The sequence below is a fragment of the Myxacorys sp. genome (assembly GCF_059501405.1).
The window spans coordinates 211,493-233,830 of the sequence record NZ_JCACCM010000087.1; the positions used below are offsets into that span (position 1 = coordinate 211,493).

The 22,338-nt window shown below is 48.4% G+C and carries 23 protein-coding genes; 5 read left to right on the forward strand and 18 right to left on the reverse strand.

Going from position 1 to position 22,338, the window contains the following annotated elements:
- Positions 1-91: 91 nt before the first annotated feature.
- Together glpX and AC5I6P_RS10250 are read right to left on the reverse strand one after the other, a co-directional pair.
- Positions 92-1,129, reverse strand: a complete 1,038-nt coding sequence (gene glpX / locus AC5I6P_RS10245; protein WP_495693650.1) for a class II fructose-bisphosphatase — start codon at positions 1,127-1,129, stop codon at positions 92-94.
- A gap of 157 nt (positions 1,130-1,286) precedes the next feature.
- On the reverse strand, positions 1,287-1,481 hold the full coding sequence (locus AC5I6P_RS10250) for a hypothetical protein (RefSeq protein ID WP_495693651.1): 195 nt from the start codon (positions 1,479-1,481) through the stop codon (positions 1,287-1,289).
- Positions 1,482-1,704: 223 nt separating this feature from the next.
- Between AC5I6P_RS10250 and crtD the strand changes: the two genes are divergently transcribed.
- The 4 genes from crtD (at position 1,705) to AC5I6P_RS10270 (ending at position 6,974) form a co-directional block, all read left to right on the forward strand.
- Positions 1,705-3,228: a C-3',4' desaturase CrtD gene (gene crtD, locus AC5I6P_RS10255; protein WP_495693652.1), complete on the forward strand. Its 1,524-nt coding sequence runs from the start codon at positions 1,705-1,707 to the stop codon at positions 3,226-3,228.
- A gap of 1,143 nt (positions 3,229-4,371) precedes the next feature.
- Complete coding sequence (locus tag AC5I6P_RS10260) at positions 4,372-5,796, forward strand: acyltransferase family protein (protein ID WP_495693653.1); 1,425 nt, start codon at positions 4,372-4,374, stop codon at positions 5,794-5,796.
- Between the two features lie 4 nt (positions 5,797-5,800).
- On the forward strand, positions 5,801-6,427 hold the full coding sequence (locus AC5I6P_RS10265) for a class I SAM-dependent methyltransferase (RefSeq protein ID WP_495693654.1): 627 nt from the start codon (positions 5,801-5,803) through the stop codon (positions 6,425-6,427).
- 166 nt (positions 6,428-6,593) lie between these two features.
- Positions 6,594-6,974, forward strand: coding sequence for a response regulator (locus AC5I6P_RS10270; protein ID WP_495693655.1), 381 nt, complete (start codon positions 6,594-6,596; stop codon positions 6,972-6,974).
- Here AC5I6P_RS10270 and AC5I6P_RS10275 read toward each other — a convergent pair.
- The 16 genes from AC5I6P_RS10275 to AC5I6P_RS10350 form a co-directional block, all read right to left on the reverse strand.
- On the reverse strand, positions 6,971-7,729 hold the full coding sequence (locus AC5I6P_RS10275) for an HAD family hydrolase (RefSeq protein ID WP_495693656.1): 759 nt from the start codon (positions 7,727-7,729) through the stop codon (positions 6,971-6,973). The genes AC5I6P_RS10270 and AC5I6P_RS10275 overlap by 4 nt on opposite strands.
- Positions 7,730-7,750: 21 nt before the next feature.
- On the reverse strand, positions 7,751-8,926 hold the full coding sequence (locus AC5I6P_RS10280) for a M20 family metallopeptidase (RefSeq protein ID WP_495693657.1): 1,176 nt from the start codon (positions 8,924-8,926) through the stop codon (positions 7,751-7,753).
- A gap of 74 nt (positions 8,927-9,000) precedes the next feature.
- Complete coding sequence (locus AC5I6P_RS10285; protein ID WP_495693658.1) at positions 9,001-9,672, reverse strand: cation diffusion facilitator family transporter; 672 nt, start codon at positions 9,670-9,672, stop codon at positions 9,001-9,003.
- A gap of 129 nt (positions 9,673-9,801) precedes the next feature.
- Positions 9,802-10,239, reverse strand: a complete 438-nt coding sequence (cynS, locus tag AC5I6P_RS10290) for a cyanase (protein WP_495693659.1) — start codon at positions 10,237-10,239, stop codon at positions 9,802-9,804.
- A 72-nt stretch (positions 10,240-10,311) separates the two neighbouring features.
- The gene (locus AC5I6P_RS10295; RefSeq protein ID WP_495693660.1) at positions 10,312-12,204 is read right to left on the reverse strand and encodes a lipoxygenase family protein; all 1,893 of its coding nucleotides are present in this window, start codon (positions 12,202-12,204) and stop codon (positions 10,312-10,314) included.
- Positions 12,205-12,428: 224 nt separating this feature from the next.
- The gene (gene psb29 / locus AC5I6P_RS10300) at positions 12,429-13,151 is read right to left on the reverse strand and encodes a photosystem II biogenesis protein Psp29 (protein ID WP_495693661.1); all 723 of its coding nucleotides are present in this window, start codon (positions 13,149-13,151) and stop codon (positions 12,429-12,431) included.
- A gap of 182 nt (positions 13,152-13,333) precedes the next feature.
- Positions 13,334-13,666, reverse strand: coding sequence for a glutaredoxin 3 (gene grxC / locus AC5I6P_RS10305; RefSeq protein ID WP_495693662.1), 333 nt, complete (start codon positions 13,664-13,666; stop codon positions 13,334-13,336).
- A gap of 59 nt (positions 13,667-13,725) precedes the next feature.
- Positions 13,726-14,193: a tetratricopeptide repeat protein gene (locus tag AC5I6P_RS10310; protein ID WP_495693663.1), complete on the reverse strand. Its 468-nt coding sequence runs from the start codon at positions 14,191-14,193 to the stop codon at positions 13,726-13,728.
- 69 nt (positions 14,194-14,262) lie between these two features.
- Positions 14,263-15,144 (reverse strand): ABC transporter permease, encoded by an 882-nt coding sequence (locus AC5I6P_RS10315; RefSeq protein ID WP_495693664.1) that lies wholly within the window; start codon positions 15,142-15,144, stop codon positions 14,263-14,265.
- A 21-nt stretch (positions 15,145-15,165) separates the two neighbouring features.
- On the reverse strand, positions 15,166-16,329 hold the full coding sequence (gene bioF, locus AC5I6P_RS10320; protein WP_495693665.1) for an 8-amino-7-oxononanoate synthase: 1,164 nt from the start codon (positions 16,327-16,329) through the stop codon (positions 15,166-15,168).
- A complete protein-coding gene (locus tag AC5I6P_RS10325) occupies positions 16,326-16,547 on the reverse strand; it encodes a hypothetical protein (protein ID WP_495693666.1) in 222 nt (73 codons plus the stop codon). Before AC5I6P_RS10325 ends, bioF begins: the two co-directional genes overlap by 4 nt.
- Before the next feature lie 23 nt (positions 16,548-16,570).
- Positions 16,571-16,936, reverse strand: coding sequence for a DUF1823 family protein (locus tag AC5I6P_RS10330; RefSeq protein ID WP_495693667.1), 366 nt, complete (start codon positions 16,934-16,936; stop codon positions 16,571-16,573).
- Between the two features lie 151 nt (positions 16,937-17,087).
- Positions 17,088-17,456: a hypothetical protein gene (locus AC5I6P_RS10335; RefSeq protein WP_495693668.1), complete on the reverse strand. Its 369-nt coding sequence runs from the start codon at positions 17,454-17,456 to the stop codon at positions 17,088-17,090.
- 179 nt (positions 17,457-17,635) lie between these two features.
- On the reverse strand, positions 17,636-17,941 hold the full coding sequence (locus AC5I6P_RS10340) for a hypothetical protein (protein WP_495693669.1): 306 nt from the start codon (positions 17,939-17,941) through the stop codon (positions 17,636-17,638).
- Between the two features lie 33 nt (positions 17,942-17,974).
- A complete protein-coding gene (locus AC5I6P_RS10345; RefSeq protein WP_495693670.1) occupies positions 17,975-19,024 on the reverse strand; it encodes an ABC transporter permease in 1,050 nt (349 codons plus the stop codon).
- Between the two features lie 110 nt (positions 19,025-19,134).
- Complete coding sequence (locus AC5I6P_RS10350) at positions 19,135-19,875, reverse strand: Uma2 family endonuclease (protein WP_495693671.1); 741 nt, start codon at positions 19,873-19,875, stop codon at positions 19,135-19,137.
- Between the two features lie 107 nt (positions 19,876-19,982).
- On the opposite strand from AC5I6P_RS10350, the gene glyS reads away from it, so the two are divergent.
- Entirely contained in the window at positions 19,983-22,118 is a 2,136-nt protein-coding gene (gene glyS / locus AC5I6P_RS10355; protein WP_495693672.1) for a glycine--tRNA ligase subunit beta, read from the forward strand.
- Positions 22,119-22,338: the final 220 nt, after the last annotated feature.

The window sequence follows — 22,338 nt, forward strand, 5'->3', positions numbered from 1 at the left end:
TTGCATTAGTGTTACCGCAGGTTTACGTTAGCGTTGCCGCAGGCGTCCCTCCTCGCGAAGCGGGTCGAAGACCTCCCTCATCCCTTCTTTACTAACGAAGCTGAACAACCTTGGGCTGCCCGTGCATGTGAATGGTGTCTACAAATCGAGCCGTCTGAGACTGGCTGGAAATAACGAGAGTTTGAGTTCTCGCGCCACCTTTGAAGAAGCGGACGCCGTTCATGATGTTGCCGGGAGTGATGCCCGTTCCAGCAAACAAGACGTTTTCACCGGATGCCAGTTCTTCAGCGGTGTAGATTTTATCTGGGTCTGTGATGCCCATTTCATTTAGACGAGCGATGTTGGCTTCTTTGCTTTCGCCAATCAAGCCAGTCTGTACGATCGCTGGATCGTAGATCAGTTGCCCTTGGAAGTGTGCTCCCAAGCATCGCAACGCCGCTGCCGAAATGACGCCTTCAGGAGCCGCTCCAATGCCCATCAGTGCGTGGATGTTGGTTCCCGCAAAGCCGCAGTTGATCGCAGCCCCCACATCACCATCGCTGATCAGTTGAACCCGTGCGCCTGCCTCGCGGATCTCCTTGATCAGATCATTGTGGCGATCGCGCTTCATCACCACGACAACAAGTTCGTCGATTCCCCGATCCAAGCACTCAGCCAGAATCTTCAGATTCTCAGTGGCGGATTTGCTGATGTCTACTTTTCCTTTAGCAGCCGGAGGAGCCGCGAGTTTCTTCATGTAGAAATCGGGAGCCGCAAACAAGCCGCCCTTTTCTGAAATGGCTAACACTGCCATCGAGCCGGGTTGACCATAGGCGCAAAGGTTAGTGCCTTCGCAGGGGTCAACGGCAATGTCAATTTCCACCAGTTCATCCGGGTTACAGAATTCCTTGGCATTGGGCTGCGAGCAAATGCCAACTTCCTCACCGATGTAGAGCATGGGAGCGTCGTCCCGCTCTCCTTCTCCAATCACAATCCGACCGCGCATGTAAATTTTGTTCATGCGCTCACGCATGGCTTCCACTGCTACCCGGTCAGCCTCGTTCTTATCGCCTTTGCCCATCAGATGAGCTGACGCGATCGCTGCCTGCTCTACGACTTCGATAATTTCTAAACCAAGCGTGTTTTCCACGAACCAAGTCCTCCAACTGCTGATTTTGCGCTGTTTTGTCTCGCGCTCTCAGTTTACAAGTAAAGTGCAAGGGGTAATCCCATGTCAATTCTTGGGTGTACTCCTTAATAGTTCGCGATATAGGATAGATAGTTCGCAATATAGCCGTGCCACATCGCTATGCAGGTTCCCCGAGCGTTGAAACTGAATTCTTTCCATCTATCTTGAGCCTATCGCGTTTTTGAAAGAGTTGCTGGGCGTAATCACTGTCGAGTTTCTTCATTTGAATTCGGTTGGGTGACCAGAGAAAAAACGCCGGGTGACAGTTTAGAGGCGTTTGAGAAATACTCGCTTGATCAGGAAATGGCGGCATTGCTGATCTCTTCACCCAGTCGTACTACACTTGTATTGCGGAATAATGTTGTTAAACGGAGTAATGTTATTAACAAGAGTGCAGATTAGAAAATACGGGCGAGGTCTGCCTTGAGTTAGAAGATTGATCGATCCAACAGTTCTGAAGCACCGCGATCGCAGCTATCTGTACTAGACTGAAACTGTTACAGAACGTAAAGCAATCGCATCAAAGTAATAGCATCATGGCGAGTGAGGGTTCTGCGGGTCGTAAGTCTGCGGGTCGTAAGGTAGTCGTTGTTGGCGCAGGAATTGGTGGATTAACGGCAGGCGCACTGCTAGCGCACCGAGGGTACAACGTCATGATGCTCGATCAAGCGATCGTACCTGGAGGATGTGCCTCTACATTTAAGCGGAAGGGATTTACCTTTGATGTAGGAGCCACCCAAGTAGCAGGATTAGAACCGGGCGGCATTCACCATCGAATTTTTTCAGAACTAAATATCGCGCTGCCGGACGCCACGTTTTGTGATCCTGCCTGTGCCGTGTACCTGCCAGGAGAAACTCAACCCATCAACGTTTGGCGCGACCCTGAACGGTGGAAAGCAGAACGACAGCGACAATTTCCGGGCAGCGAACCCTTTTGGCAATTGCTGGCCGACCTGTTTCACCGCAGTTGGGCCTTTCAGATGCGCGATCCGGTGCTGCCGCCACGCAATATCTGGGATTTGTGGCAACTTACGAAAGCGCTACGCCCTGCTACGCTACTGACTGTGCCTCATACCTTTTCAACGGTTGGTGATGCGTTGCAGGGTTATGGCTTAAACCACGATCGCCGCCTCAAAACCTTTCTCGATTTGCAGCTTAAGCTCTATTCCCAAGTTGACGCCAACGAAACAGCACTCCTCTACGCCGCTACCGCATTAGGCGTCTCTCAGCACCCGCACGGATTGTTTCATTTGCAGGGCAGTATGCAGGTGTTGAGCGATCGCTTGGTCGAGTCGTTGGAGCGCGATGGTGGAACGCTGCTTATGCGTCATACAGTGGAGCGGATTCACACGCAAGACAATCGGCCAACGGGCGTTACCGTTCGGAATCAGAAAACTGGTGAAACCTGGCTGGAACCTGCGGATCAGGTCATAGCGAATGTCACGGTTCAGGATTTGGTCAGGTTGTTAGGTGAGAATGCACCGCAGGGCTATGGGCGACGAGTCGAGAAGCTGCCGCCCGCTTCTGGAGCCTTTGTAATTTATCTCGGTGTTGAGCGATCGGCAATTCCTGAGAATTGCCCACCGCACCTACAATTTCTGTATGACTATGACGGGCCGATTGGCGAGAATAATTCTTTATTTGTGTCCGTGAGCCATCCGGGTGATGGCCGCTCACCAGACGGACAAGCGACTATTATTGCGTCTTCATTCACCGATGTAAAAGCTTGGCAGCAAGGCGATTATGACGTGATGAAACAGCAATATGCTGAAGAAGCGATCGCACGATTAGGACAATTTTTTAAGCTCAATCAAGACACGGTGATCTATCAAGAAGCGGCGACGCCACAGACGTTTCAACGCTACACGGCTCGCGATCGAGGAATTGTTGGAGGGATTGGGCAACGAATTTCAACATTTGGCCCGTTTGGATTTGCGAACCGCACTCCTGTTGACCACCTCTGGCTTGTTGGCGACTCAACCCATCCGGGAGAGGGAACAGCGGGAGTCAGCTATTCGGCGTTAACGGTAGTACGTCAGATTGAGGCAGGCACGAAGTGAAGAAAATGCCTTAGCATTTATTTCATCGCTTCAGTCAACGTAATTTTTAGCAAACGGGTCTGTACGCAAAAGTACAAAAAAAAACAGCCTTTCACAAGGCTGCCGAAAACGCTCCGAAGCAAGTCTTCTAATATAAAAGCAAACTTCTAAAGGAATAGATATCACTCATTCCAGTGAGATTTACGCTCAAAAGGTACTAAGGATACAATCCATCTCAATACTAGCTACTTCGCGCAGCTTGCTAAAGTAAAGTGACTGGCAAAATTGGCAGGCTGCATCTCGGCAAATACATTAATTTGCAACTTTTCTGACTTTGCTGGAAGAGGACTTACTGACACTTACAAAGTGCTGTAAGTATTGACAGTCTTAACTTTAGGTGTATCATATTTTGCCGGAGAAGGACGTTGTAAGTGAGGATCGCATAGTTCACTTGAGTTACTTAAGTATGTTGCAATCATGAGAAGCAGTCGCAACAAGAGAAGTATAGTGTTCTGAAATTCCAAGCAATTTGCCCAAGCAATTTGATGAAGCTTTGACTGATTTGGCACGGCAGAGCTGGAAGTTTTGCTATAAAATTTTCTCTGCTTGAAGCTCTTTCCTTGCTTTTTCTTTGTAATGAGTGCGAGAAATTAGAATAATATTCTTTTGTAAGATATGGAGAACCAAGATGAGAAACTTGTTTTTTATTAAAAGGCAGAAGAATTTTAGTGTTTAATTTCTAAACGCTCGTTTCGCACTCATCACCTCTTTAACAACTGCCGCGAGTTCAGAACTAAGGCAAATATGACCCTTGCTAGATGCGATCGCTTCAACAATTTGCCAGCTTAGTTATGGGCTGAGTTAAGAGATTTCTTCAATACTTGCCGAATGATTCTCTTGAGACTTCGTTCTACAGCAGTTGCAGTTGAAATGTTGTAGTTAAAGACTGATGTCGAATATGAGCTTAGATAAAATATTTTTCTTAAATTGCTTAATTTTATTAGCTATTAAAATTTCGAGAAGCAGAGCAATCTATAAATTGGTAGATTTTCAGCCAATATGTTAGAGAACCTGTCATATTGGGTCTGGCTTTATCAGAACTATTTTGTTGCAACTTAAGTTAGGTGGTTTAAGTTTGTTGTTTAGCGTTGAGGAGTATTGCGAATGACCCATTCTCAGAATTTACGGCTTGCTTCGCAAAGCTCCCGAAAAACACAGCGTCTAGCTTGGCTAGAAGGAATTCGGATTTTTGCCGCTGTTGTGATATTGCTCTATCACGCTCAATTGCTCTTTACGAAATATAGTTACACGCCACAGCCTACTGGCTTAATCAGCAATCTTGAGAAGATGGTTGCGGCATCGAGTGAATTGGGTGAAACCTGGCTATCTCATTTGGGTAGCTTGCCAGTCTGGTTTGGGTTTCAGTTTGTTGATGTCTTTGTGTTAGTCAGTGGTTTCAGCTTAGTACTATCGCTCAAGGGTAAGCCGCTAGAAGTAGGAAGTTTTTTGAGGCGGCGAGTTCTCAGAATTTTAATGCCGTTCTGGACGATCGCTTGGCTCTCCTACCCCGTGCTATGGGTTGTTGGAAAGCTAACAAATAGCTATATTCCCGATGCCTGGCACGGGTTTGCAAGTCTGACGTTTCCATTGCTATTTGATTATGGAGGTGATTTACTACTACCGACAAGCGGCCCGTGGTGGTTTGTTCCACTTATTCTTAGCTTTGCCCTTATCTTTCCAGTCTTATGGCATCTATTTCAGCGTTGGGGCGCTCGTAATTTATTTATTGTCAGTACCGTTGTAACCTTTCTCTATCGAGCGTTGGCTGTTTTTGTCTTTCAAGGACATCCAACCTATGCGATCGTAGACACACCTTCAGGTTGGCAGCCGTTTGTGCCGTTTATCGCCAAGTTAAGTACGTTTGTAGTAGGAATGATTGCGGCTCAAGCTTATCTGCACGGTAAAGGCGCAATTTTTTGGAAGCCTGCCAAAGCACTAATTACAGGCGTCAGTATCTACGCGCTTGGCTTTGTCTGCCAGTTTTATCGCTTTGGTTGGATTTTTGTAGATTTCTTGTTAGCGGTTGGATTGACGCTCTGTTGTATGGTGGTCTTTCGGTTTCTGAGCGATCGCTTGCGGCTTGCCCCCTTGATGACCTGGTTGGGGCTCCATAGTTACAGCTATTTCTTAATTCATAACTTTGTCATCGATCGCACGATTAACCTAAGTGTACAAGATCAGTTTTCAGCCTATGCAGCAGCGTTACCTGTGATGATCGTTGAGACGCTAGTGTTTGCTGTGATAGCCGATGCTGTCACCCCCCGATTTCAGCAGTTTGCGATCGCGCTTTGGCAATGGGGAGACACGCAGCTCACCTCTAGTGCAAATTCTATGCGAGCTCGAAATCCTAGAGTAGGTGATAAGGTTTGTTACTTGGGTCAGCCAGGTTGGACGGTTATTAATATTGAACAAGTTGTGCATGATCAAGCGTTTTATTTGTGCCGCATTTCTAAGGGTGAAAAAACGCTGTGGGTCAATCAAAAAGCTCTGGAGTTTGACCCAAAATCTCAGCAATCTAGCGTGAGATAACGGAATGATCAACCCCTATTCGCGATGGCTATTTCCACGCTTGATTGACTTGGCCATGTCAGGCGATCCGTTTTCGCAGTATCGCCGAGAAGTATTGGCGAGTGTCAGCGGAGACGTTCTAGAAATTGGCTTTGGAACGGGCTTGAATTTGCCGTACTATCCTGAATCCGTTCGCGCGATTACAACGGTGGATGTCAATCCGGGTATGAGTACGATCGCACAACGGCGAATTCAAGCTTCTAGCATCACCGTGCATCAAAAAGTTCTCAATGGTGAGTCCTTGCCGATGCCCGATGATTCCTTTGATAGTGTTGTCAGTACTTGGACGCTCTGCAGCATTGCTAACGTCGATCAGGCCCTGCAAGAGATGGGTCGAGTGCTGAAACCAAGCGGAACTTTCTTTTTTATCGAACATGGCTTAAGTTCTGACCCCGCTATTCAAACGTGGCAACATCGCCTCACGCCTGTTCAGAAACTCATTGCCGATGGCTGTCACCTCGATCGCGACATTCAGCAATTGGTCGAAAGACATTTTGCAGAAGCGACAGTCACTCAAGTTTGGGCAAAAGATTTGCCTGCAATTGCTGGCTATTTCTATAAGGGAGCGGCTCGAAAAAAGGTTACTCACTAGGCTTCAACATAATGCTTCAACATAATAAAGAAACCTTTAAGATGTTTTCACCCTTCTCCGAAATCTGTCATGAGTTAGAGATCCCATGTTTGAAATGAAACTAGGATGTAGCCGAGGTAACTTCCTTGTCTCGCTAAACGTGGTGTTTACATAACGCTCAATAGTAATGTCTAACAATTATCGCATTCTGGTTGTTGATGACTTAGTAGACAACCTGTTTTTACTACAAACAATTTTGGAAGATGAAGGCTACAGCGTTGATACTGCTCTTGATGGCACGATGGCGCTACACAAGATCCAATATTCTCCCCCAGATCTCGTCTTGCTTGACATCATGATGCCCGGATTAACTGGCTATGACGTGACTCGTCAAGTTCGTCAGAAAGCGATCGCGGAGCTGCCCATTGTCCTGCTGACGGCTCACGATGAGTATTCTCATTTGCCTTACTGGGAAGTGGGCGCAAATAGTTTGCTTCGGAAACCCATCGACTTTGATCAACTCCTCAACACGGTAAAAACTCACTTGCCGTCTCTTGTTGCTTCTTAGCCTTGAAGCAGCCGAATTTGGTTGACCTGATGCGCGATCGCAGTTGCCCCATCAAGTTGTGCTGGAGTCACCCCTCCCCACGTGACGCCAATACTCCCAAGCGCTCCGCTGTTGGTGGCAAGCTGGATGTCTCCGATTGCGTCTCCAATCACGAGGGTATGTCGGAGATCAACGTTTAACGAAGTGCAAACCAGTTGCAGCAGTTGGGGAGCAGGCTTACTAATTCCAACTCGCGCTCCTACCAGTTGCTGAAAGTATGGCCTCAGTTCGTGTCGATCGACAAAATCTTCTACATTGGTTTGACTATCGCTCGATAGAATAGCAAGCTTCACAGGCTGATTATGGAGCGATCGCAAGAGATCCACAATTCCATCAAATGGCGGCGTCAGGTCTGCTTTACGCGCTAAACCCTGGTCTACTTGCTCAAAGGCGGAGCGCGCAAGCGTCAGAGATGCGATCCAATCGCGCCCTGTTTGAGCGATTACCGTTGCGACGCCAATTTCATTTTCTAATCGGGTTCCAACCGCTAGTAGGCCAGCAGGGTTAAGAGACTCCGCCGTAAATCCGAATGAGCGCAAGATTGCTTCTGCTAATCCGGGAACTTCTGCTTCGACCGCTTGGGCGCGTTTTTGCCCCAAATCCCGTAAAAAGCCAAGCGAGTCCGCAAGCGTTCCATCTTTATCCCACACGATTGCTTGCACGTTCTGAAACCGGACTCCGTTACACTCAAGCGTGATCATAATTAGTGTCGCCACATATTTATTGCCACATATTTATTAATGTCGCCAATAATTGTACGCGGCGCATGCCATTGTCACTACGCCAGTGACGATCGCAGACTCGTTGACCTCAAACAGAGGATGGTGAAGCGGGTAATTTCGCTTCTCCTTAAAGCCTACGCCTAAACGGAACATACTGCCTGGGGCATGTTTGAGATAGCACGAAAAATCTTCTGCGCCGAGAGAAGGTTCTTGAATAATCTGAACGCTCTCGGCTCCTAACATCTCTTTAGCCGACGATTCTACTAGGCCTGTCAGCCTCAGGTCGTTCTGAACCGAAGGCGTCCCGCGACGGTAGTTTAATTGATAGGTTGCGCCGTAAGTTTGGCAAACGCTCGACACAATATTTTCGATCCAACTCGGCAACGCTTCGCTGGTTTCAGGATGGAGCGATCGCACCGTTCCCTGCATCGTCACTTGGTCGGCAATCACATTCGGCGCACGTCCGCCATTAATTTTGCCAATCGTCAGCACCACCGGACGTAGAGGATTTTGAGTGCGGCTGATCGCTTGCTGGAGGGCCGTAATCGTTTGGGAGGCAATCCAAATCGCATCGATCGCTTCATGAGGACGCGCTCCGTGTCCAGACTCTCCTACGATCGTCAGTTCTAGATCATCGGCGGCGGCGGTCATCGCTCCGTAGCGAATGCCAATTTTGCCTGCCGGAATTGAGGGGAAAACATGCAAACTTAAAATCGCGTTTACATCGTTCATGACGCCATCTTCCACCATCCATTCTGCCCCTTGAGCAATTTCTTCGGCGGGCTGAAAGAGAAAGCGAATGGTTCCAGGTAGAGCTTCTCCTAATTGAGACATTACCATCGCCGTACCCAGTCCAACGGTTGTATGAACATCATGACCACAGGCGTGCATCACTCCCGGTTGCCGCGAGACAAACTCTATTGGAGTTCGTTCCTGAATTGGCAACGCATCCATATCCGTGCGAATGGCGAGCAGTCGGGGATCTCGACCTTGCCCGTCTAATTCGCCAACGACGCCCAGTTTGCCGATCGCTTCTTTGACTCGCAATCCACAAGAAGACAGTACGCCTGTTACATACGCCGCCGTTTGATGTTCCTGTCCGCTTAGCTCAGGATGGCTGTGGAGATGACGGCGGATTTCAATCAGACGGGGAGCAAGCGCGCGGGCGAGATCTTTGATGCGGTCTTTCATGGGTAGCACAATAGAGGGCCTTTCTCAATGATAAGACTTGCAAACTTGATGACGCTTTCTGAATTAAGGAAGCGCTATCCTCGCAGTTGCTTGAGACTTTGCCCAATTAGTGGAACCGCAGAACCGAGAATCAATGCCGCGATCGCAAGGCTAATGACGCTATCTGCCCACACCCAATGAAACGCGGCAACCGCGATCGCCGCGAAAATGACGCCAACTGCACCCAATGCATCGGCAACGACATGCAGAAAAGCGGCTCGCAAATTTAAATCAATATCGCTGCCTTGGTGCAAAACAGCAATATTGATTCCATTGATGATCAGACCGACGATCGCGGTGATTAGCATCGGTTGACTAGCAATATCGGGAGCAGGCATCGCAAATCGCGCGATCGCTTCCCAAGCAATCCAGACCGTGACCACCACTAAACCACAGCTATTGAGCAACGCGGCCCATGTTTCGAGCGAACGGTTGGGTTTCACCGCAATGGTATTGACGCCAATCCAGCCCCATTGCAGCGACGACTGAGACATTCGAGTAGCCAGAAACGCCAACAGCAGCGCAAAAGAGTCAGACACCATATGTCCGGACTCTGCTAATAGCGCTAGGCTGTGGCTCGATAACCCAACGCACAGTTCCACTCCAGCGAAACTGCTCACGAATGCTAATGCGATTAAGAGTTGCCGTTGCTTGGTTTTGGGGTCATGGATCAAACAAGAACAGTCGGTGGAATGGGGAGCGTGCATTGGTACTCGTCAATCGTGGTACAGCCAATTTATCCTACTCTAGCCTTTACGAGAACGAGAGTCGTTCTAGATAAAATCTAAGAGACGGTAGTAGTGACTGAAGCACTGATACGCAAGTTTCCGATCGCCTCACCATTTTTTATAGGGCAAGAATTTTCCATTCATAATCACTTTGACGCGATCGCCCTTTGGATCGGCTTCTTTCTCAATATCGAGCGTAAAGTCGATCGCGCTCATAATTCCATCGCCAAACTTCTCCTGAATCACTTCTTTGATCGGCATTCCATAAGTTTGCATGATCTCGTAGAACCGATACACTAACGGATCGGTCGGCACAACAGGGCCCAATCCTTTGACTGGAAAACTGGTAAGTTCTGGCGCAAGATCGGAGCTTAATCCTAAAGCGGCTAAAAGTTTTGTCGCTTCTTCTTCAGAAGCGCTGGCTTGACGGTAAAACAGAGCCGCAAGCCAAACTTCATCTCGTCCTAAGAGGTCTTCAAGCGCAGCGAACGTTAAGCCTTTTTCCTTTTTGGCGGCTAAAAGCTTCTCGGTAATTTCTGGAGTCATGAGCGGGTAAACAGTAGGATCGCTCTTAAATTTGTAATCGAGGAATTCTCGATTTGAATGTATTGAGCGACACTAAATGTTGATGCTGTTGGGAATCAGCGCCGGGTGCAAGTAGGGATAATCTATTCCTGCGTCTAGTTTTCGATGGGCGTTGCGATGATTGATCGTTGCTCCAATCTGCTCCAATTCGATCTGAAACTTTTGTAGAACTTGGCGATCGCATCCTTTATTAAACTGGACCATCTGAGAACTTCCCAACTGGCTCCAACGAATGCCACTCAGGGCAAACGCAAGTTCCATCTGTCCTAAATCTTTTTCTGCATTTGGCAAGATCTCTTCCAACACGGCGGGAACATCGGGACGAGTATAGGCCGCAAGGGGCGAATTTGGCACAAAGCCAAAGTAATCAAATTGGCTAAAATTGACCGCCGCATGTTGAGCGCTACAGGTAAAGATAATTTGCGTGGCAACCTCAATCACTTGCTGCACGGTTGTAAACTGTCCTGGATGTTTGGCAGTTGGAAAGTCAGGCACACGTGAGTAAGACGGTAAATCGATCGCGAGTCCAGCTTCTTGTGCGATCGCGCTCGGAACCCAGTCGGGCGCTTGAGCAAATTCTTGCGGCGATCGCAGATTCAACGGTAAACCCAATTCTGCCGCCCACGCTTGTAGAAACGCATCGTGTTGAACTTCTACATCGGTTTGATAATACTGCTCTATGTAGTTAGCAACATATCGATGAATGGCGTCCCACACAAGTTGAGCATCATCCCGATAGGGGTAATCTGCTAAAAATTCGGGTTCAACGCCTCGCTTGTGAATGTCAGTCGGCAAGGCATGGCTAGAAAACGATGTGGCCCGATATGAACGGTTAATAATGGACAGTGAAACTGCTCTGGTGGGAGCCATTAAGGTATCGATCGCGGCTCCTTCTCCAAGCAAGATAGCGTTGCCACGGGTATTGATAGCCAGTAAGAATTTGAAGTGAGGACGCAGTAATTGATGCAGTGGATGCTGAGACGGCAAGCGGCGCGGGGTGGCGATCGCAAAGGCTTCCATTGCCAAATGGGTAAACCCTAAATGCGTCACTAATTCATGCTGCGTTACATCCGCAACTTGTACATAGAGCTTCGCCCGCATCCAATCATCTGCATCCTTTGGCGTGTAAACCTTGCCGCCTGGTTCAATTTGAATCAATAGCGGCTCTAATTCTTGATTGTTTTTATAGAAGAATGCTTTGGGACTGCCGACATAGCGCCCGATTTGCAACTTATCTGAAGCGAGGTTTAGAAGCGGATACTCGATCGCAAACAAACGATTTTGCTCGGTGGCATCCGAGAGCAAAATCGTTTCACCATTCATTAAGGGATAGGCTTGATTCAGTCCTTCAAGCTGCGATCGCTCTTGCACACGCTGGATTTGAATGGGGTTTGGCCCCGCGAGACGCTGCCGAGCAAACTCGCGATCGCTGAGTCCTTCATCCCGTTTATGGATCGCTTTCATTGCTGGACGTTTGCGACCGTGCTGCTCTAGCGCCCCATAAAACTGGTCGCGTTGAGCTTCAAGTGTATCCGTTGTTTTCGCTGCTTTTTTAGCAGCTAACAGAGCTTCACCCATTGCCTTTCGCATCCGAACAAATTCGGAACTAAATTGTTCGTCAGGTGGCAAATTAAAGTTGAATAAATCAGACTGAAATACTTCTAGATCAACCAATAAAGTGGTTAGCTTCAGCCACGTTTCTTCTGCCGTTTTACCAAATTTTTCAAACCCTTCTAGCACCTCTAGAACAGGAGACGGAAGCTGAGCTTTAGCAACCCAATTCTCTCCAAGTTCGTCAATCAGATAGCGCAACATACCCTCTGTTCCTCGATGCGGAAAGATGCGAGAGGGGCCAGCGTCCGGATTTAAAGCGGTTGGATCGTAGCGATAAAAATCTTGTTGTAACTTGAGCGATTGATCAGACATGGCTTACCTCCACCTCTTGCGGCGGTGACGAATAGGACTAGGCAATCCTTCGGAGCTTTGACGAATCGAAATCAGGACACTCAGTAGCTTCACTGCCTGACTAACCGATTCCGAGGCAAGGTTTTCTGATCAGGAAAACTTTATAAAATGAAAAAATTATTCTGCGCAACAAAATGGGGACAGCATATCGCCGTCCCCATTTCTGATTCAAACCTTAAGCGATGCTATGACCCGGAAGCAGCCTCATCCTTGGGCGCTTCAGAATTCGCGGCATCAGCTTTTGCTTGAGCGCGTTCTTCGCGTTTCTTGCGATCAACGATCAGCACATCAGCCATCATCGCCTGCACCTGCACCATCTTTTCGAGGTTGCTGCGATAGAGGTCTAGGTCTTTCTGGATTTTGTCTTCTGGCAAGTTCAGTGCTTGAGAGATTTGATTTAATGCCTGTGTCCGCTGCACTTCGTCTTTTACAAGATCCGCATCTGCGGTCTCTAGCAGGGTGAATAAGCCGATCGCAAACAAGCGACTGTATTTGAACTTGGCATCACCCGCAATGCTCTGTAGCGATTCGCGCAACGACGCGAGATCTGAAATCCCTTCGGACTTCTCTGGCATGAGAACGGTGTCCCAAGAAAAACGAGACGCTAGGGACAAAAGGTGTTGAGCATCTTGGCGGTATCTATCAGGATCGTCCTCAGTCGATCGACATAGAGCGTTGAAGATCGATTCTTTGTCCTGCTCAGGACGATAGCCCTGCATAAAGCGATCGAAAGACGTGACAACGCCCAAGGCATAGATTGGGTTGTAGCGAAAGTCCACATTGACGGCGAGTAAATGCATCTCCACCATCAATTCTTCGACAACCCGACGGTAGATCGAGTTAACCGGGCGGGTGTGGAGGTTGTAAAACGCTCGCTTGGTATCTGAAACGGTGCGGACTGTGTTCACGATGTACTTGGGTGAGCTACGTTACTTTATTGTGTCACAAACAGGGATGAGGGATGAGGGGTGAGGGATGAACTTTTAAAGGGATGAAAACTGAAGGATGAGGGATGAGTTTCTCAGAAGTCCGCCTAATCTGACGTTCAAGCATTCACAAATGGCAACCTCATTCCCATGCTTCCTCATCTTTATTCTTTCTCCCTCATCCCTATTTTCCCTTCCTCGCTCAACATCAAATCCAGCTTTCCTTCGCGATCGAGAGCATACAATTCATCACAGCCGCCAATGTGCTGATCGTTGATAAAAATTTGGGGAACGGTGCGGCGTCCGTTAGCACGGTTTGCCATTCTCACTCTGGCGGCTCCGTCGCCATCAATTTTGTAGTCAGTGAATTTCACGCCTTTCCAGCGCAACAGCAGTTTGGCGCGGATACAGTAAGGGCAGGTTTGCCACGTGTAAATTTCAACGTTTGAGTTGAGCTGATCGGAAGTCCGTCCCAGTAGAAAGTCGAAGAACTGCATATTTAATCGTCCCTTTACAGAAAGTTAAAGATAAAAAGCAAGTTGATGAGCAAAATTCTTTACGAGAGTTTGGCGGTACATTCAAAAATCAATTTTTGATTCTCGATCGCGTACGGCTGAATTTCAAGCGCTCGACGAAAGGCTTGAATTGCTTCTCGATATTCGCCAATTGAGGCGAGAGATAGTCCTAACCCGTGCAGCGCCCCAAAATGGACGGGGACAAGCGCGATCGCTTGGCGACAGTCTGAGATCGCTTTTCGATAGTCTCCTTGCACAAAATACAGTACGGCTCGCCGATTCCAGGCTTCGGCAAAATCGGGCATTTGCTCAATGACTTCTGAGAGCAGCGCTTCCGCTTGAGCCGCTTCTCCTGCTTCTAGCAAGATTTGCGATCGCTGTAAGGTTTGCAGACCTGCTGCTCCTTTCTGACCAAACCACATTTGCCAAAGCGCTTGGGTTGCATCCGCCCGCACTGCTTCATCAGGGTTTTTGAGAGATTCAAGTAATGGAGAAAGCTCCGCGTCCATAATTCGTAGGTTGGTGTTCGTGAACGATGAACTGCTTCGAGACTAAAGTTCTTTTAATACCCTACCTGGTTAGCGCGATCCTGCGGAGTTCTGCGAAGCAGATCGGGGGTCGAAGGCATCTCGCAATCCGTCGCCTAATAGATTGAATGCCAACACAATCAAGGTGATAACAAGTCCAGGAAACAGAGTCGTCCAAGGCGAAGAAAGCGAATAGCCGCCTCGAAATGCATCGGCTAACAGAGTTCCGAGTTCGGGTGTAGGAGGCTGTGCGCCGAGTCCTAAAAACCCGAGTCCTGCTGCTTCTAAGGTAGCGGTTCCGAGGGAGAGCGTGGCTTGCACTACGAGCGGCGTCAAGCTAGCGGGCAGAATGTGTCGCCACAAGATGTGTAAAGGTGTTGCGCCAAGCGCTCTGGCGGCTTCGACAAATTCCTGTTCGCGCAGAGACAGAACCACGCTACGGGTGAGCCGGACGTAGATCGGAACTTGCACAACGGCAACGGCGATCATCACGCTTTGCAGGCTGGGACTGGTGACGGTCACAATTGCGATCGCAAGCAAAATCGACGGAAACGCCAGCACAATGTCCGTCATCCAACCAATGATTGCCTCTGACCAGCCCCGAAAATAACCCGCTATTAAACCCAACACAAGCCCAATTGAGGCTCCGAATCCAACAGCAACCAAACTAATGAGTAGTGAAGTCTGAATGCCGTACCAAACGAGGGTGAATAAATCTCGTCCTAAGCCATCGGTTCCAAACAGGTGATTGGCACTGGGCGGAACCAGCCTTGCGAGGTAATCTCGATCGGTGGTCGGATCATAAGGGTGAAGCAGGGGAGCAGCGATCGCCAAAATCAACAGTGCGATCGTCAAGACCAGTCCGATTCTGCCAGAAATCGACTGCCAAAATCGCCGTAGCGCTCGTCGTTCCGTTAACTTAATCGCAACCATACTTCTCGAATAGCGACACACCTAAACACACAATAAGCCGAATGCAGTGGCTAAACGATGAATTTGCTCAGGTTCATGAGTTGCCATGACGGTGAAGCGAATTCGGCTGGTCGGTACAGTCGGCGGACGAATTGCAGGAGCAAAAATTCCTTGTTCTTTTAGTGCTTGGCTCGTCTCTAAAGCGCTCTTGACGTTGGGAAACTGCACGCACAAAATAGGCGATTCGGACGGTAGTACCTTCAATCCAGTCTGTTGGAGGACAGTTTTAAGCGAGGTGACCAAATTCCAGAGGTGCTGTCTACGGTGTGGTTCTTGTTGCACAATGCGAATGGCTTCTAAGGCAGCGGCGGTATCTGCCGGAGAAAGTCCAGTCGTGTAAATCCAACTCGGGGCACGATTGCGAAGGAAATCGATTAGCGTTGCTGAGCCTGCAATGTAGCCACCTAAACTGCCTAGTGCTTTGCTGAGCGTTCCCATTTGAACAATCCTACGTCCAGTGCAGCCAAAGTGTTCGACACATCCGGCTCCCGTTTCACCCATTACGCCGGTTGCATGAGCTTCATCGATCAATACCATGCACTCAAACTGATCGGCTAGGTTTAGGATCTCCGGCAATGGGCACAAATCGCCATCCATGCTAAACACGCTGTCCGTGAGAATAAGACAACGCTGAAACCCGTCTCGCTGTTGAGCTAGGTTGTTGCTTAAATCCTCAATGTTGCAATGAGCATAATCCAGGATCGTTGCGCCGCTGATGCTCGCACCAGTCCTCAAACTGGAATGATTGTATTGATCTGCAAGAACTAAATCCCGCTTGCCAACCAGCGATGCGATCGCGCCTACATTTGCCAAATACCCAGAACTAAAGACAAGCGCATCTTCAGTTTGTTTAAGCGTTGCGATCGTGCGTTCTAAAGCTCGATGGAGTTCTCGGTGTCCAGTAATCAGGCGTGATCCGGTTGAACCTGTGCCATGTTCTTGAGTAGCGGCGATCGCAGCGGCAATTAAGCGATCGTCTCCTGCTAAGCCCAGATAATCATTGCTTGCAAAATTGAGATAAGGTCGTCCGTCAATCTTGATGGTTGCACCCGGACGACCGGAGATGGTGTTTGTTGATCGATACCAACCCGCTCGATGGATTGTGTCTAGCGATTGCTCAATCCAACTGTAGGGATTCGTGGTCATGCCTTCTCATCCGGTTCAACATTGCGAATTTCAGCACTCTTACCGCGAACGGGAGGTAGTTTATCGACTAAACCCATTTCAAACGCCACATCCGGCAGTTCTCCTGAAATGTAGTGTCCGGGTTGGTAGACTCTGCCCGGTGTAAAGCATAATTGCCGCAGTTGCACGACTTCTTCCGCTAAAAACATGGCGCGAGACATGCGACGCTCGATTCCCATTTTGCCAACCTCTTGAATACTATTTAAATGCTAATTCCATTTTGCTGCATGTAGCTTAGCAGCCAATTTGCCATCGTTGCCCGTCTAGTTTTGCGAGGAATCAGTTCACCGACTTTATAGCCCGCAAAGCCGAGTTTTTCTTTAAGAAGCTGTTTGTTTTCGGGAGGCAGCGATCTCGTCAGCTTCACGGCTGCCGGACGACTTTCAATAAAATTAGGCGGTTCAGGATAGACGTCTCGCCACTCAGGAGTTACATTTGTTGTCTTCCACGTTTCGTCGTAGCGGTAGCCCAAACAATGCCAGACGAGACGATTGGTCGTGTCATCATCAAGGGTGTCGTTGAGAATTGCCCAGATGGTATCGGTTGTCAGGGGTGGCAAATCAGACATGGCAAGACCTGCGATCGTTCACTTAGCATCGTATATTGATCTACCGAAAAAGGTTGTGAGCGCCTTCTGCTCTTGTTCTTGACACTAAAAAACTTGACATCAAAAAATCGGAGACAGGATTGCCCCCGATTTAACAATTCAAAACAGCAGTTTAACGAGCTACATCTTTCGCAAGGTCTGCAGCGTCCTTGCCTTTACCCTCAGCTTTTTCTAGCCCTCTCTTGAGCTTGCTCTCAATCGTATCGCTTCCAGAATTGCTGGGACGCTTCTGGTCTTCGATTCCAGCGGTACCCTGAATTTCGTTCAGTCCACCTGCTTGTCTTTCCTGAATTCTCTCTAAAGACTTGGGGCCACCATCGTTGATCGCGTCTACCGCAGTCTTTTCATAGGTCTTCGCAGGCTCAGTCGCCTCACCCTTCATGGGAGTTGCGATCGCAGATGGAATAACAGTTAAGAACACCAATAATGCACATACGCAAACGGTTAGTAAGGCACGTACTTTTGTTAACATAGACTTCATACAATATCCTCCAAAAAGGCAATAGATTTCTCTCTAGGCTCTTAACCTTCAAGAACCCATAAGAGCTGAATTTAATTCATGTCCATCTACTCAAACTTCAAGGTTCTGTCACATCTGCAACGAGGATGAACTTGCCGGGTTTGCTTGCCCTTCTTATGGAGGATGAGAAGGAAAATTAATTATGCTTTCGACAAAAAATCGATGCTTGGCAGTAATGGATCTTTAACCATGCCAACGCCTTTGTAACCCCAGCGCTTTAGAACACTCGCAAGTTGCGAGCTGGGTAGGGTTTCGGTTGTGAAGCGATCGCGCACATCTGCCCCAAATTTGTTGAGATACATTAGCACATCAGAATGTTCTGAAAATACCAAAACATATCCGTCTGAAGGCGATCGCGACTTTTCATCCTCTGCTTGATTGGGATAAGCCGCTAAATAACTCCCGTCTATGCGAGAGCGAATCAGGTAATACGACTGAGAGAACATAAGCGATTCAAACTTTAAAGTTCTGCATTGCCATCAATTCATATCTGCCAATTTGATTCGAGGATCAACTGCTTTTAATAGCAAATCAGCAATCAGGTTGCCCACAATTAGCATGACCGCTCCCATCATCAGACTTGCCATAATCAGGTACAAATCTTGGGCTTGCACCGCTTGCAAAATCAGCCGTCCAAGACCAGGCCAATTGAAGAAAAACTCTGTAATAAACGCACCGCTCAACAAACTTGCAAACTCAAATCCCAGCAGTGTGATGAGTGGATTAATGGCATTTCTTAACGCATGAACATAGATAACTCGATTTTCAGGTAAACCCTTTGCTCGTGCCGTCTGAATGTAATCTTGCCGCAACACATCGAGCAGTTGGCCCCGCATAATGCGCTGCAATCCAGCAAAACTTGTCACACTCAGCGCGATCGTGGGCAAAATTACGTGCCAACTCACATCCAGAAACTTGCCAAACCAGTTTAAATCTGCAAAATCAACACTCGTCATATCTCCAACCGGAAACAAAGGCGACGTGTTCTGCGCCAAAATCAGCAGCAGCAGCGCCGTGATAAAGCTTGGAAATCCCTGTCCGGTGTAGCTAATGAGTTGAAGAACCCGATCGATCCAGCGCTGTTGGTGGATCGCGGCAAGGATGCCCATTGGAATGGCGATCGCCCATGTCAACACCAGCGACGTAATCGCGATCAGCAGCGTCGCTGGAACTCGTTCCCACAGCAGCGACACGACAGAGCGGTTGTAGACAAAGCTCGTGCCAAAATCTCCTCTGGAGATGATGTTCCACACCCAACGAAAATATTGCTCAATCCAGGATTTGTCTAATAAAAACTGACGTCTCAGTTGATCGATGCGTTCGGGGGAAATTTTAGGATTTTCTCGCAACGTATCGAGATAATCTCCGGGCGCAAGCTGAATGATGAAGAAGCTCAGTGCCGAGGCAAGAAATAAAGTTAACAGCGCTTGTAATAATCGCTTGATGACGTAAACCGTTGTTTCACTTGCGATCGCGTCTACAAACCGATTAATGCCAGACTTTAGGGTTCCACGGGGAGAAGTTGTCATTGCCAAGCTGCATGGGGAATGAATAGTGATTATAGCGATGATCTCTCTCTAGTTCTGATCAAATACTTCTGATCAAATCGCTTAATGGCTCATTAGTAGAGAGACAGTTACTACTCCAGAACATCAGGATTGATGCCTGCGGCTCGAAGTCTCTCCGCTAGAAGGATCGCTCTTGCTTCGGCATCTTCTACTCTTGCTTCGGCGTCTTCTGCACGTTGACGCTCTTGTTCTGCACGTTGGCGTTCCTGTTCTGCGCGTTGGCGTTCCTGTTCTGCGCGGGTAGCAACTTCTTCATAGGTTTCAAACGGCTGGTCGTCGGGTCGATAGAGGATGAGGTTTCCGGCCTCGTTTAACTCAAATCGAATCCGCAAGCGAGGACTAATCCATTGAGCCATATCGTCAATTTCTTCTAGCGAATCTTCAACTCGCAAATAGCCTGCTAAATTGAGGCGATCGGGATCGTATGAGTAATATTCCTCGACGCCATAACGCTCATAGAATCCATGTTTGCGGTTCATCTCAGGAACTGTATTTCCAGGTGAGATAATCTCAAACACAACTTGAGGCGGAATGCCACTTTCTCTCCACTGCTGATAGCTGCCTCGATCGCCCTTCGGTCTGCCAAACACGACCATTGCATCTGGGGCTTGCCGGAGCTTGTTGTTTCCCTCAACTGGATACCACAGCAGATCGCCCGCCACAAACACGTCTGAATGGTCAGCAAAAATCCAGTCGAGCCCTTTTTTGATGTAGACAATGTACTCAAACTGCTTCGTGTTGTCTGCTATCGGTTGCCCGTCGCTGTCTGGATAAATGATGTCGGATTGAGTCGATCGCAGGTCTAACACCATAGCCACTGCTCCCAAAAACAAGACTTGTCTATACCCTTCATCCTACGCGGTAAACTAGTGAGATTGACCGATCTGCAAATCATTTTGCCTTTAGAAGCTGAAGAATCATGCCGTCATTTTTACTCGAAGTTGGGACAGAAGAATTACCTGCAAGTTTTGTGGACGAAGCGCTAAATCAGTGGCGATCGCGCCTTCCAAAACTTCTAGCGGAACTCAGTCTCACTCCGGAGAAAATCGAGTATTACGGAACGCCGCGCCGCCTAGCCGTGGTGATCAAAGGTTTACCGAGTCAACAGCCTGACCAAGACGAAGAGGTGAAGGGACCTCCGGCAAAAGCGGCGTTCAAAGATGGGCAACCCACCAAAGCGGCAGAAGGATTTGCTCAGAAGCAAGGCGTTGCGATCAATGCATTAGAAATTCGTCCGACGGACAAGGGCGAGTTTGTGTTTGTGCAAAAACGGATTAAAGGACGGGCGATCGCAGACCTGCTCACCGAACAAATTCCCCAGTGGATCACAGGATTGGATGGCAAACGCTTCATGCGGTGGTCCGATGGAGACCTAAAGTTCTCTCGCCCCATTCGATGGTTGGTCGCGTTATTAGATCAGGATGTTTTGCCGATTGATCTCGTTAGCCATTCTATTTCCTATCGCGCTAATCGCATTTCGTGGGGACATCGTGTACTTCATCCTGATCCGGTTTCTATTCCGAATGCAGATGCTTACATCAATACGTTGAGTGCTGCCTATGTTGATGTTGATCCCGAACACCGAAAAGCGACGATTGAGCAGCAAGTGCGCGATGCTGCAAATCAGGTGGGCGGCGTTGCGATCATTAATCGCGACTTACTCCAAGAAGTCACTAATTTGGTCGAATATCCATCGGCAGTAATCGGTAAGTTTGACGCCAAGTTTTTAGAAATTCCGCCAGAAGTGGTGACAACTGAAATGGAGAGCCATCAACGGTATTTTCCAGTGTGTCAGAAAGACTCAGATCAGTTGTTACCTTACTTTATTACTGCCTCTAATGGTGATCCCAAAAAAGCAGATATCATTGCGGCTGGAAATGAACGCGTGATTCGAGCCAGGTTATCAGATGGCAAGTTTTTCTTCGATATCGATCGCAAAGCCCCGCTCGAAAGCTACTTACCTAAGCTTGAAACCGTCACCTTTCAAGCGGATCTCGGATCGATGCGATCGAAAGCGGATCGCATTGTCGCGATCGCAGCTCAAATCGCGACTCAACTCAACATCACAGGCGACGCGCTGACGCATATCCAACGCGCCGCCCTCCTCTGTAAAGCCGATCTCGTCACTCAAATGGTGGGAGAATTCCCCGAATTGCAGGGCGTCATGGGTGAAAAGTATGCCCGATCGAGTGGTGAACCCGAAGCGGTTGCCGTTGCGATCGCAGAACATTATCTGCCCAAAGGCGCGGGTGACGTATTGCCTCAATCGCTGGTCGGACAAGTCGTTGGACTTGCCGATCGCTTAGATACCCTAATTGGCATCTTTGGACTGGGGCTGATTCCATCCGGATCGTCCGATCCGTTTGCTCTGCGGCGTGCGGCAACGGCAATTGTCAATATTACTTGGGCCGCTAATCTCAACATCAATCTCAATGCACTGCTGGACGAGATCGTGACCCGTTCTACCCAACTCAAACTCACGCCTGAAGATTTGCTGAAACAGCTAAAAGAGTTCTTCTTGCAACGAGTTGAAACATTGCTGCGTGAAGACCGCAACATCGACTATGACTTGGTGAATGCGGTGTTGGGTGAGAACGATCGAACGTATGCAGAGCGTGCATTGAGTGACCTGTTGGATGTGCGCGATCGCGCTTCATTTCTGCAAACCATTCGCAACGATGGTCGCCTGTCTGCAATATATGAGACTGTCAATCGCGCCTCTCGTCTCGCGGCTCAGGGAAGTTTAGATACTCAACAGCTTGACCCAACTGTTGTCATTCGTCCTGATCTATTCCAGAAAAATTCTGAAAAAGCGTTCTACGATGCCTTGCAATCGTTAAACCAAACCATGCAGGGACAAGCAGACTACTCCAAACTGATCACGGCTCTAAGCCAGATTGCGCCAACGGTCAGCACCTTCTTTGACGGAGAAGATAGCGTGCTGGTGATGGACAATGATCCCGACATTAAACAAAATCGCTTGAATTTACTGGGAATTCTCCGAAATCACGGGCGAGTTTTGGCCGATTTTGGAGCGATCGCAAAGCAAGCCTAGAAAAACCTAAACAGTTAGATGATGAGGTAGTAAATAGGAAGACACGACTAGACAGAAGAGCCTCATTCCAACCCTTTCCCAGGGAAAAGGGTTGGAATGAGAGCAGCGCAATGCATCTTAGGTTTAATTGAGTTGTTTAATTAAGTTCATCTACTTAGAAGCTTTATTCGGCGTTGCATAATGGAGAGATGAATAAGGTGATTCTCTGCAGTGCCCGGAA

Excerpts from the sequence above, each read along its gene's own strand:
- grxC (WP_495693662.1), bottom strand. The coding sequence starts at position 13,666 with ATGCAGTTCTTCGACTTTCTACTGGGACGGACTTCCGATCAGCTCAAC.
- AC5I6P_RS10310 (WP_495693663.1), bottom strand. The coding sequence starts at position 14,193 with ATGGACGCGGAGCTTTCTCCATTACTTGAATCTCTCAAAAACCCTGAT.
- AC5I6P_RS10295 (WP_495693660.1), bottom strand. The coding sequence starts at position 12,204 with ATGTCTGATCAATCGCTCAAGTTACAACAAGATTTTTATCGCTACGAT.
- AC5I6P_RS10315 (WP_495693664.1), bottom strand. The coding sequence starts at position 15,144 with ATGGTTGCGATTAAGTTAACGGAACGACGAGCGCTACGGCGATTTTGG.
- AC5I6P_RS10335 (WP_495693668.1), bottom strand. The coding sequence starts at position 17,456 with ATGAAGTCTATGTTAACAAAAGTACGTGCCTTACTAACCGTTTGCGTA.
- AC5I6P_RS10350 (WP_495693671.1), bottom strand. The coding sequence starts at position 19,875 with ATGGTGTTAGACCTGCGATCGACTCAATCCGACATCATTTATCCAGAC.
- crtD (WP_495693652.1), top strand. The coding sequence starts at position 1,705 with ATGGCGAGTGAGGGTTCTGCGGGTCGTAAGTCTGCGGGTCGTAAGGTA.
- AC5I6P_RS10325 (WP_495693666.1), bottom strand. The coding sequence starts at position 16,547 with ATGGGAATCGAGCGTCGCATGTCTCGCGCCATGTTTTTAGCGGAAGAA.
- AC5I6P_RS10330 (WP_495693667.1), bottom strand. The coding sequence starts at position 16,936 with ATGTCTGATTTGCCACCCCTGACAACCGATACCATCTGGGCAATTCTC.
- cynS (WP_495693659.1), bottom strand. The coding sequence starts at position 10,239 with ATGACTCCAGAAATTACCGAGAAGCTTTTAGCCGCCAAAAAGGAAAAA.
- AC5I6P_RS10265 (WP_495693654.1), top strand. The coding sequence starts at position 5,801 with ATGATCAACCCCTATTCGCGATGGCTATTTCCACGCTTGATTGACTTG.
- AC5I6P_RS10250 (WP_495693651.1), bottom strand. The coding sequence starts at position 1,481 with ATGCCGCCATTTCCTGATCAAGCGAGTATTTCTCAAACGCCTCTAAAC.
- AC5I6P_RS10345 (WP_495693670.1), bottom strand. The coding sequence starts at position 19,024 with ATGACAACTTCTCCCCGTGGAACCCTAAAGTCTGGCATTAATCGGTTT.
- glyS (WP_495693672.1), top strand. The coding sequence starts at position 19,983 with ATGCCGTCATTTTTACTCGAAGTTGGGACAGAAGAATTACCTGCAAGT.
- AC5I6P_RS10285 (WP_495693658.1), bottom strand. The coding sequence starts at position 9,672 with ATGCACGCTCCCCATTCCACCGACTGTTCTTGTTTGATCCATGACCCC.
- AC5I6P_RS10280 (WP_495693657.1), bottom strand. The coding sequence starts at position 8,926 with ATGAAAGACCGCATCAAAGATCTCGCCCGCGCGCTTGCTCCCCGTCTG.
- AC5I6P_RS10340 (WP_495693669.1), bottom strand. The coding sequence starts at position 17,941 with ATGTTCTCTCAGTCGTATTACCTGATTCGCTCTCGCATAGACGGGAGT.
- AC5I6P_RS10260 (WP_495693653.1), top strand. The coding sequence starts at position 4,372 with ATGACCCATTCTCAGAATTTACGGCTTGCTTCGCAAAGCTCCCGAAAA.
- bioF (WP_495693665.1), bottom strand. The coding sequence starts at position 16,329 with ATGACCACGAATCCCTACAGTTGGATTGAGCAATCGCTAGACACAATC.
- AC5I6P_RS10270 (WP_495693655.1), top strand. The coding sequence starts at position 6,594 with ATGTCTAACAATTATCGCATTCTGGTTGTTGATGACTTAGTAGACAAC.